The sequence below is a fragment of the Limnobacter sp. G6BE5S genome (assembly GCF_058448965.1).
The window spans coordinates 122,994-137,282 of sequence record NZ_JBZFLM010000001.1 but is presented as its reverse complement, the minus strand read 5'-3'; the positions used below and the strand labels follow the sequence as shown (position 1 = coordinate 137,282).

The following is a 14,289-nucleotide window of genomic DNA, read 5'->3' as shown; positions in this document are numbered from 1 at the left end:
AACTTAAATTTCCTCAAGCCGTTGAACCAGTTTTTTCAATGCTTTGCTGTCGGGGTAACGAACGGTTAACTGTTCGCCCAGTTGACGTGCTTCCTCTTTTTTGCCCGATTTCGCCAAAACCTCGAGCAAGTGAAGTCCGATTTCCTCATCCTGACGCATTTCGAAGGCTTTTTTCAAGGTGGCTTCGGCACTGTCCAGTTTGCCCAGGCGGTAATGTACCCAGCCCAGTGAATCAAGAATGAAGGGGTCGTTGGGAGCAAGTTCAACTGCCTTTTTAATTAACTCATAGGCTTCTTCCAGCCGAACATTGTTCTCGGCCCAGGTGTAGCCCAAGGCGTTGTAGCCGTGTGGGTTTTCCGGGCGAATCGCAATGAGTCGTTTCAGGAATTGCTCAACACGAGGCAGGTCGTCCTGTCGCTCGGCGACCATGGCGCGTTCGTAGAGCAGGTCGGGTTGGTCGGGAAAACTCAGCAATGCCAGCTCAAGCTCTGTGGCTGCCTCGGCAGGTGCTTTCTGCGATTCGGCCAGCTGTGATTTTGCCAGGGCCAGGCGCACAGATTCGTCTTCGTTTTTTGGCTTGAACTGGTTGAGTACCCGCTTGGCTGTTAAGGCATTGCCCTGTTTTTCGAACAAGGCAGATTTCTTGAGTTGAACATCCAGGTTGTCGGCCGCATTGGGGACTGTATCCAGCCACTTCAGGGCAGCCACATAGTCTTTCCGTTCAAGCGCCATGTCGGAAAGCGTGGCGTGAATCAGTGTTTCGTTCTGACGTTCTGCCGGTGCGGTTTTGGCCAGATAAATCTTGAAGTGCTGTTCGGCTGCTTTGTACTCTTTTAGCTGGGTTAATACAAAGCCCTGGCTGGAGTACAGCGGAATGTTGTCAGGTTGCAGCGTGATCATTTCTGCAAAACGTTGCCGTGCTTGTGGCCATTGCCCAAGCTGGGTGTGGTTGCGGGCCAGGTATAGCCGTGCACCAAACCAGTTGGGGTGCAGTTGGGCTTGTTCGTTGACCAACTGCATGGCTGCGTCCAGATTACCGTCGCGTTTTTCCATGAACTGGGCCAGCAGCACGTAAAAACGTTCTTGGGGCGATTTACGCAGCACATTTTCCATGTGCCCCACTGCCTGTGGGTACAGCTCGGAGTTGTTGGCCAGTTGGGCCAGCAATGTTTGCGCTTCAAGGTCGTCGGGATTGTTGCCGAAAAGTTCGATCCCGGTTTGGTAGGCTTTGTTTTTGTCGGGAATGCGTTGCAGCATGTCCAGTGCAATTTTTTCTGCGCCAGCACCACCGAGCCCCGGATTGGATTTTTCGGCGGCCTGGATGTCTGCCAGAAATGCCTTGAGTGCGGGCATGGCTTCATCGACACGGTTGGTGCCCAATTGCAGCAACATGATGGAACGGTTGGCTTGTTTGTCGTCGGGGGAAAGTTCAGACCATACCTGAGCAGCATTCAGAGCCAGATCCAGCTGCCCCTCTGCCAGGCTGATTTCGACGGCTCGCTTGGCAAGGTTCGGGTCGCGCTGTTGTTTGGCCGCTTCGGTGTAGGCGAGCGCGGCAGAATAAGTGTCACCGCGCTGGCTCGCAATTTCTGCGGTGAGCAAGGCAAACAGGGGGTCTTGTTTGACCATTTCGGCCACACGGGCTTCATAGGCTTTTTGCTCGGCAGACATTTGCTGCTGCCTTGGTTCGCCCTGTTCGGCTGGCACAGTGGCGCAACCGGTGGTCAGGCTGGCGGCCAGAAAAAATACCGGGCCTGCGATGGTCCATTTAAAACAAGTCATACTGTTGAACCCAAAGAAAACTGGTGAATCCACATTCATTTTTATCACATTAACAGATGCGCGTGCGCGCTTTAGCTTATGCCTGAATTACCCGAGGTAGAAATCACCAAAAGAGGCGTAGACCTTCATTTTACAGGGCACCGCCTGCTTGCTTGTACCGTGCGGCAACCGCGCTTGCGCTGGCCTGTGCCTGAGGAGGTGCAAAGTTGTGTGAAGCACATATTGCGAAGTGTTGAGCGCCGATCGAAATACATGCTGATGGATTTTGGTGAGCAGGTGCTGGTGGTGCATTTGGGCATGTCGGGGTCCATGAAAATTGTCAGTGCTCAAACCCCTTGGGAAAAGCACGACCACATTGAATGGAATTTCGGTGAAAAGGTCCTTCGATACAACGACCCGCGCCGGTTCGGCAGTGTGGAGTATGTGAGCAAGGCACCCGGTTGGGAGCATGCTTTTGTTCGTTTTTCGAAGTTAGGTCCCGAGCCTTTTAGCGATCTTTTCACGCCCGAGTTATTTTTCAAGGCGACGCGGGGCAAAAAGGTGTCGATCAAAGCCTTGTTGCTCAGCGGCCTGGCGGTGGTGGGTGTGGGCAATATTTACGCTTGCGAGGCCTTGTTTCGCAGTGCAATTCGACCGGGTAAGGCAGCAGGCCGTTTGAGTCGGGCTGAAGTTTCGGCCTTGCATGCGGCAGTGGTCGCTGTACTGGCGGAGGCCATTGAGCGCGGCGGTTCAACTTTGCGTAACTTTCAGGCCATTGATGGTGAGTTGGGGCATTTTCAGTTGCATTGTGATGTGTATGGCCGCGAGGGGCAGCTTTGTAAGCGCTGTGGGGCTACGGTGAAACGCCGTGTGATGAACCAGCGCAGCACCTTTTATTGCGCAGGGTGCCAGAAATGATTCCTTTGAAAGGAGAGGTTTTTGCCGGGGTGCTGGTGCGTTGGCAAAAGCAGCATGGTCGACAAACCTTGCCGTGGCAGCACACGGGCGATGCCTACAAGGTGTGGCTTAGCGAGGTGATGTTGCAGCAAACCCAGGTGACCACGGTATTGGCTTACTACGCGCGTTTTTTGCAGGCTTACCCCACGGTTGCAGATTTGGCGGCAGCACCCGAGCAAGCGGTGATGCAGTTGTGGGCGGGTTTGGGTTATTACACGCGTGCCCGTAATTTGCATGCGTGCGCAAAGCAGGTGGTGGCCCGGTTTGGCGGGCAGTTTCCGCGCACTGTGGCCGAGCTTGAAAGTTTGCCCGGCATTGGCCAGTCTACGGCAGGTGCAATTGCCTCCCTGGCCTATGAAGTACCCGCCCCTATTCTTGATGGCAATGTGAAGCGTGTGTTTTGCAGGTACTACGGTGTCGAGGGTTACCCGGAACAAAGTTCGATTAAAAAAAACTTGTGGGCAATTGCCAGCGACAATGTGCCAGCCCAGCAAGCTGGCGTTTACAACCAGGCCTTGATGGACCTTGGGGCCACTTGCTGTGTGCCACGTAACCCGGCTTGTTCAGCATGCCCATTGATACAAAGCTGCGTGGCCTTGCGCAAAGGCATGGTGGGTTTGCTGCCCACACCGAAGCCCAAAAAGCCCCGGCCTGAATTGTATTTTCTGGGTTTGATTGTGGAAGACGAACGCGGCGCTGTGTGGCTGGAGCTGCAAACAGCAAAGGGTGTGTGGCAAGGCTTGTGGACAACGCCGGTTGCGGCATGCAGCAGTCAGCCGGAGTGGCCTGAATTGAATGCGTGTGTTCAGCCATGGCTTGACGATTACGGTCTGAAAGTGTTCAAGGCCGACATTTACACACAGTTAACCCAGCTTGCGAACCAGCCTTGGCTGGTGCACGAATTAACGCATCGCAAAATGCATTTCAAGGTGGTGCATGTGAAGGTGCCTGGTGTTTGGGCGCAATGCCATGCTGTCACTGACAAGCCTGTGCCCAAAATTGTGCACAAACTGTTGGATCAAGTGAAGGTGTTAGCCCAGGCTCCGGTGTCGCAACAAAACACTCTCGATCTCGGATAAAGGGGTATTGGTAAACCGCTTGGCCAGCGTTTCGGCCACATACACCGAGCGGTGTTGCCCGCCGGTGCAGCCAATGGCCACAGTCACATAGCTACGCTGCTCATTCAGGTACGAGGGCAACCACTTTCGCAAATAGGTTTCGATGTCGTTGATGAGGGCTTCACTGCGCGTGTCGGTTTGAATGTAGCGTTGCACTTCCACGTCTTTGCCTGTCAGCGGGCGAAGGTTTTTGTCGTAGTAGGGGTTGCTCAGGCAACGGACATCAAACACCAGGTCGGCATCGCTGGGCAGGCCTTTTTTAAAGCCAAAAGTTTCAAACACCAAAGTGAGTCTGGCCGATTCTTCTTCCACTGTTTCCAGTACCCAGCGACGCAGCACATTGGGTTGCAAGGCGGAGGTGTCAATGCAGCTGGCAATGTTTCGCAGCGGCTCAAGTGCTTCTCTTTCCGCGTCCACGCATTCTTGCACGGTGGCTTGTTCGCCCAGGCGTGTGCTCATGGGGTGGCGCCTGCGGCTTTCCGAATAACGGGTAATCAGTGTTTCGTCGTCGGCATCCAGAAACAGAATACGCACATCGGTGCCGGCGGTTTTCAGGGTGTGAACAATCTGGGGCACATCGATGATGTCGCGCCCGGTGCGGGCATCGGCTGCAATGGCAATTTGACTAATGCCTTCGGAGGACAAACGTTGAATGACCTGCGGTATGAAAGAAGGGGGCAGGTTGTCGACGCAGTAAAAGTGCGAATCTTCCAGCGCGCGAATTGCGACTGATTTGCCAGAGCCGGACAAGCCGGTGACCAATACAACTTTCATGTCAGTCATGGCCCATGTCCGTTTCAGTGTCGGGGTCGACTTGAAGGTGGTCAATGCCACCGAGTTCACTGAGCATGGCTTTTTGTTGCCGCACCATGAACTCGTCGAGCGTATTAATGCCCCGCATTTGCAAAATGGTGTTGCGCACCGCAGCTTCCAGCAAAACTGCAAGGTTTCGGCCCGCGGCCACGGGCAAGATGGCTTTGCGAATGGGGAGTCCAAGCACTTCCTGGAATTGCGGTTCGGTGACCAGTCGTTCCTGATGCAATTCCAAAGACGCTTTGCGCACCAAATGCACAATCAGCTTGAGCCGCATTTTACGGCGCACTGCCGTTTCACCAAAAATTGCCTTGATGTCGAGCAGCCCAACCCCACGCACTTCCATCAAGTTGCGGATCAATTCGGGGCAACGGCCTTCAATAAGGTTGGGGGCCACGCGCGAGAATTCCACCACGTCGTCGGCCACCAAGCCATGGCCGCGAGAAATCAATTCAAGACCGAGTTCGCTTTTGCCCAATCCCGATTCACCACAAATGAGCACGCCCATGCCGAGCACGTCCATGAACACGCCGTGCATCATGGTGGTGGGGGCCAGCCATTTGTTGATGTATACGCGCAGAAAGTCGATAATTTCTGCGGCAGACAGCGGTGTGGCCAGCAACGGGATGTTGGATTCGTCGCAAGCCGCTTTGAGCAATGCGTGTGGCTGAAAAGATTCGGCGACGATGATGGCGGGAGGGTCGCCTTCGATCAGTTTATCAATTTGATGTTTTTTGCGAGCATCGCTGATGCGGGCGAAGTATTCGATTTCCTGGCGACCAAAAACCTGGATACGGCCAGGGTGAATGGTGTTGAGGTGACCTACGAGATCGGAGGATGCGAAGCACTGAAGATCAAGGTGACGATCACCACCGTTTAAACCGGCAAGCCAGTCGAGTTTGAGTTTGTTGCGGTTGGCTTCGATCAGTTCTTTCAGTTGCTTCACAGGCTTAACTCGCTGGTTGGTAAGGCTCCCAGTTGGCGATCAATTGGTGAGTGGCACCAGGATCGGATTCTGTCATGAGTTTCTCACGGAAATCCTTGTCAGACAGCATTTGAGCCAGTTCTGACAGTATATCCAGATGATGCTGGTTTGCGCTTTCAGGCACCAGCAAAAACATGAGTAGCTTGACGGGTTGGCCGTCAGGGGCATCAAACGGAATGGGATCTTGCACACGCACAAGGCTGGCGATGGGTTCGCGCAGGCCTTTGATGCGGCCATGCGGCACCGCCACCTGCTGGCCAAGGCCAGTGGAGCCCAAACGCTCACGCGCAAAAAGACTGTCGAACACCTTGGACCGTGCAATGCCCTGGTTGTTTTCAAAGACCAGTCCGGCCTGTTCAAACACGCGCTTTTTGCTGGTGACCTGTGTGTCCAACAATATGTTGGATGGTGGAAGTAGATTTGCGATCAAGTTCATCGCTGTTGATTCCTGAGACCCGCTTCTAATCGTGGGGCCGATTATACGCCATAAAAACACAAAAGGCGGATTGAAGTCCGCCTTTTGAATTTCCCTGAAATTACAGTGGTTTATTCAGCTTCTTCTACCACTTGGTGTTTTATGGGCGTGTGATTGTGATTGGTAAGTTTGTCTTTGTGCCGCAATACCTGGCGATCGAGTTTGTCGGCCAGCGCATCAATGGCTGCGTAGAGGTTTTCATGACTTGATTCAGCGTGTATGTCTTTGCCGCGAACGTGCAGCGTAACATCTGCCCTTTGAACCAGCTTGACCACCGAGATGGTCACCGATGCATCAATGACGTGATCAAAATGCCTTTTCACCCGGTCCAGTTTTTCAATTACATAATTTCGAATAGCTGGGGTAACTTCCAGATGATGACCATTGATGTTCAAGTTCATAAGGTATCTCCTTTCGTTGCTGCGGGGGGAAGCTTTAACTTTAAAGCGACTTACGCATGTTCACCGGGGGTATTTTCAGTGATTCCCGGTATTTAGCGACCGTGCGTCTTGCGACCACGATGCCCTGTTGACCGAGTAGGTCGGCGATTTGGCTGTCAGATATCGGCTGCTTGGCGTCCTCCGCAGAAATCAGTTGCTTGATGAGTGCACGGATGGCCGTGCTGGAAGCTTGCCCACCTGAATCGGTGGAAACATGACTTCCGAAGAAATACTTTAGCTCAACCAACCCATAGGGCGTCAACATATATTTTTGCGTGGTAACCCTTGACACGGTCGATTCATGCAGTCCCAGTAAATCAGCAATTTCCCGCAGAACCAAGGGTTGCATTGCGATTTCGCCATGATTGAAGTAGCCGATTTGTCGTTCTACGATCGCTTGGCTCACCCGTAAAATAGTGTCAAATCGCTGTTGAACGTTTTTTAAGAGCCACCGGGCCTCTTGAAGTTGCGCGCTGAGTTGTGCGCTTTGACCACGGTGAGACCTCAGGATCGAGGCGTACATTTCATTGATTCGAATTTTGGGCATTACATCGGGGTTGAGCTGCACATGCCATTGTCCACTGAGTTTTTTAACAATGACATCGGGCACCACATGATCGTCGTCAATGCGCCGAAAGCGCGCGCCGGGAAAAGGTTCTAGCGAGCGGATTATTTGATGGCAGATCTTTAAAGTGTCTTCGTCGACATTCAGGGCTTTCTTCAGTTTGGTGAAGTCACGCTGGGCGAGCAAACTCAAATGGTCGCGGATAATGTGTTGGCAGTTGCCGTACAGGTTTGTTTGGCAAGTAATGTCCCGGCGCTGGGCCAGTTGCAGCAACAGGCACTCTGCCGCATTGCGTGCGCCCACGCCGGGTGGGTCGAAGCTTTGCAGCAGGCGCAGTGCCGCGCTCAGTTCTTCAAACTCCAGGTCGGGTTCGTCCTGCAAGGTTTCCCACAGGTCTTCAAGTTCAACGGTCAGGTAGCCATCGTCGCTAAGGTAGTCGATCAGCCACAGCACCAGGTTTTTGTCGCGTTCGCTGGCCTGCGTCATGCGCAGCTGGTCGATGAGGTGTTGGTGCAGGCTGCTGTCGGGCGCAGCCAGTTGAAGGCCGGGTTTTTCTTCGTCGCCATCGGCACCTGCGCCGCTGTTGTCGCGCCAGTCACCTTCCCAGTTGTCCTGAATGGAGTCGATGGTCTCGCGTTGAACAATTTCTTCGCTTTGGTTGTCTTGTTCAGCTTGTTGATCGCTGACGGGCTCACTGGCTTTGCGTGGGTCCGGTTCGGCTTCGAAGCTGTCGCCCTGTGGCTCGTGCAATTCGCCATTGCTGCTGTCCAGGCTGAGTGTACGTTCGCCTTCAACAGCCTCTTCATCGGCCAGCTCGAGTAGCGGGTTTTCGGCCAGTGCCTGTTGAATTTCCTGCTGCAGTTCGAGTGTGGACAGTTGCAGCAATCGAATGGATTGCTGAAGCTGCGGCGTGAGCGTGAGATTTTGGGAAACTTTAAGCTGAAGGGATTGTTTCATGGGGGCTCAGCTTTACATCCGGAAGTGTTCGCCGAGATACACGCGGCGTACATCGTCGTTCTTCACAATTTGTTCCGGACTACCCGAGGCCAATACTCGACCTGCACTGATAATGTAAGCACGATCGCAAATGCCCAGCGTTTCGCGCACGTTGTGGTCGGTGATCAACACGCCAATTCCTTTCGATTTCAGAAAGGCCACAATGCGTTGAATTTCCAGTACGGCGATTGGGTCTACGCCTGCGAAAGGCTCATCCAGCAAAATAAAGCGGGGTTGGCTGCCCAATGCGCGCGCAATTTCCAGGCGGCGGCGTTCGCCACCTGAAAGTGAGGCGGCCAGCGAGGTGCGAATGTGTGAAATTTGCAGGTCGTTGAGCAAGTCTTCAACCGCTTGGTCCACCGTTTTGTCTTTGGGCGGATTAATTTCCAGTACAGCGCGAATGTTTTCTTCCACCGTCAACTTGCGAAATACGGAAGCCTCTTGGGGAAGATAGGACAGGCCCGCACGCGCACGTTCATGAATGGGTTGAAGCGTGATGTCACGGCCTTCGAGGCAGATATTGCCTTCGTCGGCGCTGACCAGGCCCACGATCATGTAAAAGCAGGTGGTTTTGCCAGCACCATTGGGGCCCAGCAAGCCAACCACTTCACCGGTGTCCACATGCAGTGAGACATCTTCAATTACACGCTTGCTGCGGTAGGCCTTGCGCAGGCTGAGTGCCTGAAGTCGGCCCTGACCAGTCAAGGTTTGAGCGGGGGTGTTACTCACTTGCTGCCCCCTTTTGGCGCTGGTTCGGGCGCTGGTGCAGGCGCTTGGGTTTTCGGCTTGATGACTGCCTGCACGCGAGAGGATCCGCTGCTGTTGGGCGAGCCCACCACATTCAAAAATTCGGTGTTCTGTTCATAAGTAATTTTGGTGCCGGAAATTGATTCAGTCAGCTGACCATTGGTGCTTTTCTGAATGCTGGCTGCGCCGGTCAGCGTAACAATCGATTTGTCGCCGTCAAATTCAATCGTGTTGCCAGTGCCGTTGATCAGCAAGACTTCATTGGGGCGTTCAGAGTCGCGTTGTTGTTTGAAGCGGGCGGGTTTTCCTTCCACTGTGGCGAATTGGGTGCCGTCGCTGCGTTCAGTCAACGTGAGTTTGTCGCCGCGAATCACAAGGCTTCCGCGCGTTAGTAACACATTGCCTGTAAACACGTTCACGTTCGACTTTTCGTTGTACGTCATCTGGTTGGCGTCGATGGTGGTAGGTTGCCGTTTGTCAGCTTCCAGTGCGTGCACGCTGACCCCGAAAGCCAGTGCCTGTGCTGCCAGTGCCATGGAAATCCAGTTGGAGCATTTCATCGTTTTGCCTCTATGCGAAATTTGACCGAGCCTTGCGCTATCAATTCGCCTGTGTCGTTGTTCAATGTTGCACCCTGTGCCTCAAACCTTTGGCCAGGCCGGGTTACCAATACATTCTTGTCGGTGGAAATTTCGTTGGTGATGTTGTCGATTCGTATTTCTTCAGACTTCATGGTGGTCACAAGCCCTTCGTCTTGGCTGGTCACTACCACATCCTCCCGGAGGTAAATTTCATCCGTATCGAGCAGGTACACGCCTTTCCGGGCATTGCCCTTGACCATGCCGTTACCCGCTTCAAATTGTTCAAGCTCCGGCTCGGTGATGTTCCACACATTGCCTTGTGGAATGTGCTCTGCAGATTTGCTGCGAATAATTGAATACTTGTTCTCGGCCAAGTCATGGCTTTGCACCGAGAAGTTGCGCAGGTAATAGTCGCTGCTGGTGGGGTCGTTTTTGCCACTGACACTGAACAGGCTGAGCTCGGACTGAATTGCAAACCAATACGACGTAGCTGCCAACGCGAACGTTAACAGCAGCGGTATGAACTGCGAAATCAGATTGAAAAAAGCACTGACGGGTTTCACGTTGCTTCCCAAGGGTTCTGGTAGCCAGGCTGGTGACTCAGAATAAAATCACACAGCTCGCGTGCTGCGCCGTCACCGGGTGGGCGTGTGTTGATCCAGTTGGCTGTAGTTTTCATGGCGGCCGGGGAGTGTTGGGTACTTGCTGCCAAGGCAACCTGTTGAAGCACTGGATAATCGGGCCAGTCGTCGCCGAAAAAACCGCATTCATTCCATTCCAGCCCCAGCAATTGGCGAATGTCATCATAGGCTTGCAGTTTGGTTTTGCAACCTTGGACCAACTGGTAGATGCCGAGGTCTTTTGCACGTTTCTCGACAATGGCGCTGGAGCGCGCCGTGATCCAGATCACTTTGATGCCGTGGTCCATCAGCAGCCGAAGTCCTTGACCGTCGAATACGCTGAAGCGCTTCATGACTTCGCCTTCGTTGCCAAAATACAGGCCACCGTCAGTCAACGTGCCATCAACATCAAAGCCCATCAATTTGATTTGCGATGCGGCCTCTGCGGCGGTGGGTTTGCGGTCGGTAAATTGATTCATCAAACCACCTTGGCTTCAAACAGGTCATGAAAGTTCAAGGCGCCCACAATGTGCCCTTGCTCGTCGGTCACTACGACTTGGCTAATGTGGCTGACTTCCATCATGCGCACCGCCTCTACTGCCAGCTTGTCGGGCGCAATACATTTCGGCGCACTGTTCATGACTTCGCTGACCAGCAAACCGCGCAGGTCGAGGCCTTGTTCAATCAGGCGGCGCAGGTCACCGTCTGTGAAAACACCGAGCAATTTGTTGCCGGGATCGACTACGGCGGTCATGCCCAAGCCTTTTTTGGTGATTTCCAGGATGGCATTGGAGATGCTGGCCGAAGGCGACACTGCAGGTATGCGATCACCTTTGCGCATGACATCGCTGACATGGGTCAGCAGTTTGCGGCCCAGGCTGCCACCGGGATGCGACAGGGCGAAATCTTCTTCGCTGAAGCCCCTGGCTTTAAGTACAACCACGGCAAGTGCGTCCCCCAGTGCCAAAGCAGCTGTGGTGCTGGCTGTTGGGGCCAAATTCAGGGGGCAGGCTTCTTTTTCAACACCGCAGTCCAAGACCAAATCAGCCTGACGCGCCAGGGCGGAGTCGGGTTTGCCTGTCATGGCGACTATTTTTGCGCCACGGCGTGCAATGGCTGGCAGCACGGCCACCAGTTCCTCGGTATTGCCAGAGTTGGACAGGGCAATGACCACGTCTTCTTGGGTGATCATGCCCAAATCGCCATGCGAGGCTTCAGTGGCATGCACGAAAAAGGAGGGAGTGCCCGTACTGGCAAAGGTGGCTGCAATCTTCTTGGCAATCAGCCCCGACTTGCCCACGCCAATCAAAATCACCCGACCCTTGCAGTTCAGGATGGCGGTGGTGGCTTGGCTGAACTGGTCATTCAAGCGCTCGGACAATGCCGAAACTGCTTGGGCCTCAATGGCCAACGCTTCTCTGGCCATGGCCAGAAAATCGTGCTTGTCATTATTCGACGGTGTTGTTGACATGGTGGACCCTGATAGACTTAAGCAACAAAGGTGCTTGAGGCTGTGCTCTTTTCAGGGCAGTATAGCAAAGCGCGTGCCAATTCTCTTCACTTCCTAAGCATTAAACGTGCCTAACGCTCTAGAGCTTTCTTTGATTCTTATGCTGGTCGCAGTGCTGGCGGTCTCGCTTTTCCGTCACTGGAAGCTGCCCGCCATGCTGGGCTATCTGTTTGCGGGCACGCTGATTGGCCCGTATTCGCTGGGTATCGTTCCAGACACACCGGAAACCCGCCACTTGGCCGAGTTTGGTGTCGTATTCCTGATGTTTTCGATAGGCCTTGAATTCAGTCTGCCCAAATTACACGCCATGCGCCGAGTCGTTTTTGGTTTGGGTTTTGCCCAGGTCAGCCTGACGATGCTGGGCGTTATGGGATTGGGTTTGCTGGCGGGCTATTTTCTGGAAGTGCCATTGAGCACCGCGTTTGTATTGGCGGGGGCGGCCGCCATGTCATCGACCGCGATTGTCAGCAAGTTGTTGTCAGAACGGCTTGAACTGGATTCACCCCATGGTCGACAAATCATGGGCATTTTGTTGTTTCAGGATTTGGCAGTGGTTCCACTGTTGATCATTATTCCCGCGCTGGGGCAGGAGGCTGAAAACCTGTCAGCCACTTTAAGCCTTGCCGTGGTGAAAGCTGCGCTGGTGTTGGGGCTGATGTTGGTATTCGGTCAACGCATGATGAACTGGTGGATGACTTTTGTGGCCCGAAGCAAGTCGCAAGAGCTGTTTGTCCTGAATGTGCTGCTGATTACCCTGGGCTTGGCGTGGCTAACAGAACTTGCCGAACTTTCCCTGGCGCTTGGCGCATTTTTGGCCGGTATTTTGATTGCTGAAACCCAGTACAAGCATCAGGTTGAAGAGGACATCAAACCCTTCCGGGATGTGCTGCTGGGTCTGTTCTTCGTTACCACGGGCATGCTGCTGAACCCACAAGTGGTCATGGAGAACTGGCACTTGGTCATTGTTCTGGCTGTGTTCCCGGTGCTCGCCAAGTTGGTCTTGATTGCGGTACTTGCCAGAGTATTCGGGGCAAATACGGGTACAGCCATGCGAACCGGTATTTATCTGGCCCAGGCGGGCGAATTTGGTTTTGTGTTGTTGGCCAACACCGGTTCGGCAGGTTTTGGTTTGGTACCTGATCCCTGGTTGCAAACCATCACGGCCAGTATGGTGCTTTCCATGTTGGCTGCGCCATTCATGATTCAGCATGCTGATCGCATAGTGCTTCGGTTTTCAAGTCAGGAATGGTTGCAAAAGTCGCTTGAGCTTCACCAGATCGCCCAGAAAAGTCTTGCCACGACCAAGCATGTTTTAATTTGTGGATTCGGGCGAAGCGGCCAACACCTTGCCCGGTTGCTGGACCGTGAGGACCTCGACTATGTGGCGCTGGACTTGGACCCAGACCGTATTCGCGAGGCCACTGCGGCAGGTGATTCGGTGGTGTTTGGCGATGCCGCCAAACGGGAAACGCTGCTTGCAGCAGGTTTGCTCCGCGCCTCTTGTGTGGTGGTTACTTTTGCAGAATACAAATCGGCCGAGAAAGTGCTGACTACTGTGCGTGCCTTGGCTCCCAATGTACCCGTGGTGGTGCGCACTTACGATGAAAGTGATTTGGAAAAACTGACCGCAGCTGGGGCCACCGAAGTGGTGCCTGAAATTCTGGAAGGAAGCTTGATGTTGGGTTCGCAGGCTTTGCTGCTGTTGGGGGTGCCTGTTTCCCGGGTGGTGAAACAGATTCGCGCCATTCGTGAGTCGCGCTACCAAATGTTTCGCGGTGTGTTCCGTGGTGTCGACGATGAAGCCGATACCCCCGAGAACCAATGGGTCCGTCTGCATTCGGTGTTCGTGGAACCGGGTGCCAGTGGCGTGGGCAAAAGCCTGACGGAGTTGGGCATTCTGGAACTGGATATTGAAGTCTGCGCCATTCGCAGGCGGGGCATTCGGGGGGGGGATCCTTCTCCCGATACGCAACTGGAGTCGGGAGATATTTTGGTGTTGAAAGGTCAGCCTGATTCATTGAGCCTTGCCGAATCCATCATTCTGGGCCGCAAGTCCATGGTGCGCTAAGCGCTTACTCAACGAATAATGTAAAGCGCAGCGCAGTTTGCGCCCTGTTCTTCATCCCACTGGCTTGCCAGTGTGGTGCACAATTCCTCCTCGCCACTGAGCACTTGCACGGCGCCACGCAAGGGGTTGCCATCGTCTAGTTTGCGATCAATTTCTGCGAGCTGGGCAACAGGTATATTTTCTCCAATCAGCAGGGCCATTGCATTTTCTCTGGAGTTGGGGCCTTGCATGGTGTGGTTGAGCAGGTAGCGGCCGCTAAACTGATTGCCCATGGTGCTGCCTGTGGTGCAGTTACCGGATTCGTCGCTGCCACCGGTGAAATCTCCTTGAATGAAACCAGACAATTGAAGGTGTGTAAAAACATTGCAGGATTCGCCGCCTTCGATCAGTCCATTGCCGTCACCTCCACTGTTGGAGAGTCCTGCAGCCGCTGCTGCAATGAAGTCACCCGGCAGCGCAGAATAGCGCGCCTGAAACGCCGACAAGGCAGTTTCCAGATTGGCAATGTCGGTGATCGTGGCTTGCACCCGTGCGCTGTTGAGTAACTCGCGTCCCTTTAGTACGCCGCCCGCCAGTATGGCAAGTACGGCCAGTGCGATTGCCAGTTCCAGCAGGGAAAATCCGTGTTGGATCTGTTTTCGTGAATGTTTCAA

The 14,289-nt window shown here is 53.9% G+C and carries 15 protein-coding genes; 3 read left to right on the top strand and 12 right to left on the bottom strand.

Annotated elements, in window-relative coordinates:
• Window positions 1-3: 3 nt before the first annotated feature.
• Window positions 4-1,782 (bottom strand): tetratricopeptide repeat protein, encoded by a 1,779-nt coding sequence (locus ACVL1J_RS00650; RefSeq protein WP_394673420.1) that lies wholly within the window; start codon window positions 1,780-1,782, stop codon window positions 4-6.
• A 78-nt stretch (window positions 1,783-1,860) separates the two neighbouring features.
• Here ACVL1J_RS00650 and mutM point away from each other — a divergent pair, with 78 nt between their 5' ends.
• Entirely contained in the window at window positions 1,861-2,679 is an 819-nt protein-coding gene (gene mutM / locus ACVL1J_RS00645; RefSeq protein ID WP_491665008.1) for a bifunctional DNA-formamidopyrimidine glycosylase/DNA-(apurinic or apyrimidinic site) lyase, read from the top strand.
• On the top strand, window positions 2,676-3,797 hold the full coding sequence (gene mutY / locus ACVL1J_RS00640; RefSeq protein WP_491665007.1) for an A/G-specific adenine glycosylase: 1,122 nt from the start codon (window positions 2,676-2,678) through the stop codon (window positions 3,795-3,797). The genes mutM and mutY overlap by 4 nt, the downstream gene beginning before the upstream one ends.
• On the opposite strand, the gene rapZ is transcribed toward mutY, so the two are convergent.
• The 10 genes from rapZ to ACVL1J_RS00590 all read right to left on the bottom strand — a co-directional run bounded on the left by rapZ (window position 3,750) and on the right by ACVL1J_RS00590 (window position 11,529).
• On the bottom strand, window positions 3,750-4,619 hold the full coding sequence (gene rapZ / locus ACVL1J_RS00635) for an RNase adapter RapZ (protein WP_159568149.1): 870 nt from the start codon (window positions 4,617-4,619) through the stop codon (window positions 3,750-3,752). The two genes, mutY and rapZ, sit on opposite strands and share 48 nt — an antisense overlap.
• Complete coding sequence (gene hprK / locus ACVL1J_RS00630) at window positions 4,612-5,595, bottom strand: HPr(Ser) kinase/phosphatase (protein ID WP_159568150.1); 984 nt, start codon at window positions 5,593-5,595, stop codon at window positions 4,612-4,614. The genes rapZ and hprK overlap by 8 nt, the downstream gene beginning before the upstream one ends.
• Window positions 5,596-5,599: 4 nt before the next feature.
• On the bottom strand, window positions 5,600-6,070 hold the full coding sequence (locus tag ACVL1J_RS00625; RefSeq protein ID WP_040512070.1) for a PTS sugar transporter subunit IIA: 471 nt from the start codon (window positions 6,068-6,070) through the stop codon (window positions 5,600-5,602).
• Window positions 6,071-6,180: 110 nt separating this feature from the next.
• A complete protein-coding gene (gene hpf, locus ACVL1J_RS00620) occupies window positions 6,181-6,510 on the bottom strand; it encodes a ribosome hibernation-promoting factor, HPF/YfiA family (RefSeq protein ID WP_159568151.1) in 330 nt (109 codons plus the stop codon).
• A 40-nt stretch (window positions 6,511-6,550) separates the two neighbouring features.
• The gene (locus tag ACVL1J_RS00615; RefSeq protein ID WP_159568152.1) at window positions 6,551-8,071 is read right to left on the bottom strand and encodes an RNA polymerase factor sigma-54; all 1,521 of its coding nucleotides are present in this window, start codon (window positions 8,069-8,071) and stop codon (window positions 6,551-6,553) included.
• 12 nt (window positions 8,072-8,083) lie between these two features.
• Complete coding sequence (lptB, locus tag ACVL1J_RS00610; RefSeq protein WP_341237229.1) at window positions 8,084-8,839, bottom strand: LPS export ABC transporter ATP-binding protein; 756 nt, start codon at window positions 8,837-8,839, stop codon at window positions 8,084-8,086.
• Entirely contained in the window at window positions 8,836-9,417 is a 582-nt protein-coding gene (gene lptA / locus ACVL1J_RS00605) for a lipopolysaccharide transport periplasmic protein LptA (RefSeq protein WP_159568154.1), read from the bottom strand. The genes lptB and lptA overlap by 4 nt, the downstream gene beginning before the upstream one ends.
• Window positions 9,414-10,001 (bottom strand): LPS export ABC transporter periplasmic protein LptC, encoded by a 588-nt coding sequence (lptC, locus tag ACVL1J_RS00600; protein ID WP_159568155.1) that lies wholly within the window; start codon window positions 9,999-10,001, stop codon window positions 9,414-9,416. Before lptC ends, lptA begins: the two co-directional genes overlap by 4 nt.
• Window positions 9,998-10,537 (bottom strand): KdsC family phosphatase, encoded by a 540-nt coding sequence (locus ACVL1J_RS00595; RefSeq protein WP_159568156.1) that lies wholly within the window; start codon window positions 10,535-10,537, stop codon window positions 9,998-10,000. Before ACVL1J_RS00595 ends, lptC begins: the two co-directional genes overlap by 4 nt.
• The gene (locus ACVL1J_RS00590; protein ID WP_491665006.1) at window positions 10,537-11,529 is read right to left on the bottom strand and encodes a KpsF/GutQ family sugar-phosphate isomerase; all 993 of its coding nucleotides are present in this window, start codon (window positions 11,527-11,529) and stop codon (window positions 10,537-10,539) included. Before ACVL1J_RS00590 ends, ACVL1J_RS00595 begins: the two co-directional genes overlap by 1 nt.
• 106 nt (window positions 11,530-11,635) lie before the next feature.
• Between ACVL1J_RS00590 and ACVL1J_RS00585 the strand changes: the two genes are divergently transcribed.
• The gene (locus ACVL1J_RS00585; RefSeq protein WP_341237233.1) at window positions 11,636-13,636 is read left to right on the top strand and encodes a monovalent cation:proton antiporter family protein; all 2,001 of its coding nucleotides are present in this window, start codon (window positions 11,636-11,638) and stop codon (window positions 13,634-13,636) included.
• 8 nt (window positions 13,637-13,644) lie between these two features.
• Here the strand turns inward: ACVL1J_RS00585 and ACVL1J_RS00580 are convergent, their stop codons facing one another.
• Window positions 13,645-14,289 (bottom strand): type II secretion system protein, encoded by a 645-nt coding sequence (locus ACVL1J_RS00580; RefSeq protein WP_159568159.1) that lies wholly within the window; start codon window positions 14,287-14,289, stop codon window positions 13,645-13,647.

Coding starts and splice junctions, on each gene's coding strand:
- ACVL1J_RS00650 (WP_394673420.1), bottom strand. CDS start 1,782: ATGACTTGTTTTAAATGGACCATCGCAGGCCCGGTATTTTTTCTGGCC.
- mutM (WP_491665008.1), top strand. CDS start 1,861: ATGCCTGAATTACCCGAGGTAGAAATCACCAAAAGAGGCGTAGACCTT.
- mutY (WP_491665007.1), top strand. CDS start 2,676: ATGATTCCTTTGAAAGGAGAGGTTTTTGCCGGGGTGCTGGTGCGTTGG.
- rapZ (WP_159568149.1), bottom strand. CDS start 4,619: ATGACTGACATGAAAGTTGTATTGGTCACCGGCTTGTCCGGCTCTGGC.
- ACVL1J_RS00625 (WP_040512070.1), bottom strand. CDS start 6,070: ATGAACTTGATCGCAAATCTACTTCCACCATCCAACATATTGTTGGAC.
- hpf (WP_159568151.1), bottom strand. CDS start 6,510: ATGAACTTGAACATCAATGGTCATCATCTGGAAGTTACCCCAGCTATT.
- ACVL1J_RS00615 (WP_159568152.1), bottom strand. CDS start 8,071: ATGAAACAATCCCTTCAGCTTAAAGTTTCCCAAAATCTCACGCTCACG.
- lptA (WP_159568154.1), bottom strand. CDS start 9,417: ATGAAATGCTCCAACTGGATTTCCATGGCACTGGCAGCACAGGCACTG.
- ACVL1J_RS00595 (WP_159568156.1), bottom strand. CDS start 10,537: ATGAATCAATTTACCGACCGCAAACCCACCGCCGCAGAGGCCGCATCG.
- ACVL1J_RS00590 (WP_491665006.1), bottom strand. CDS start 11,529: ATGTCAACAACACCGTCGAATAATGACAAGCACGATTTTCTGGCCATG.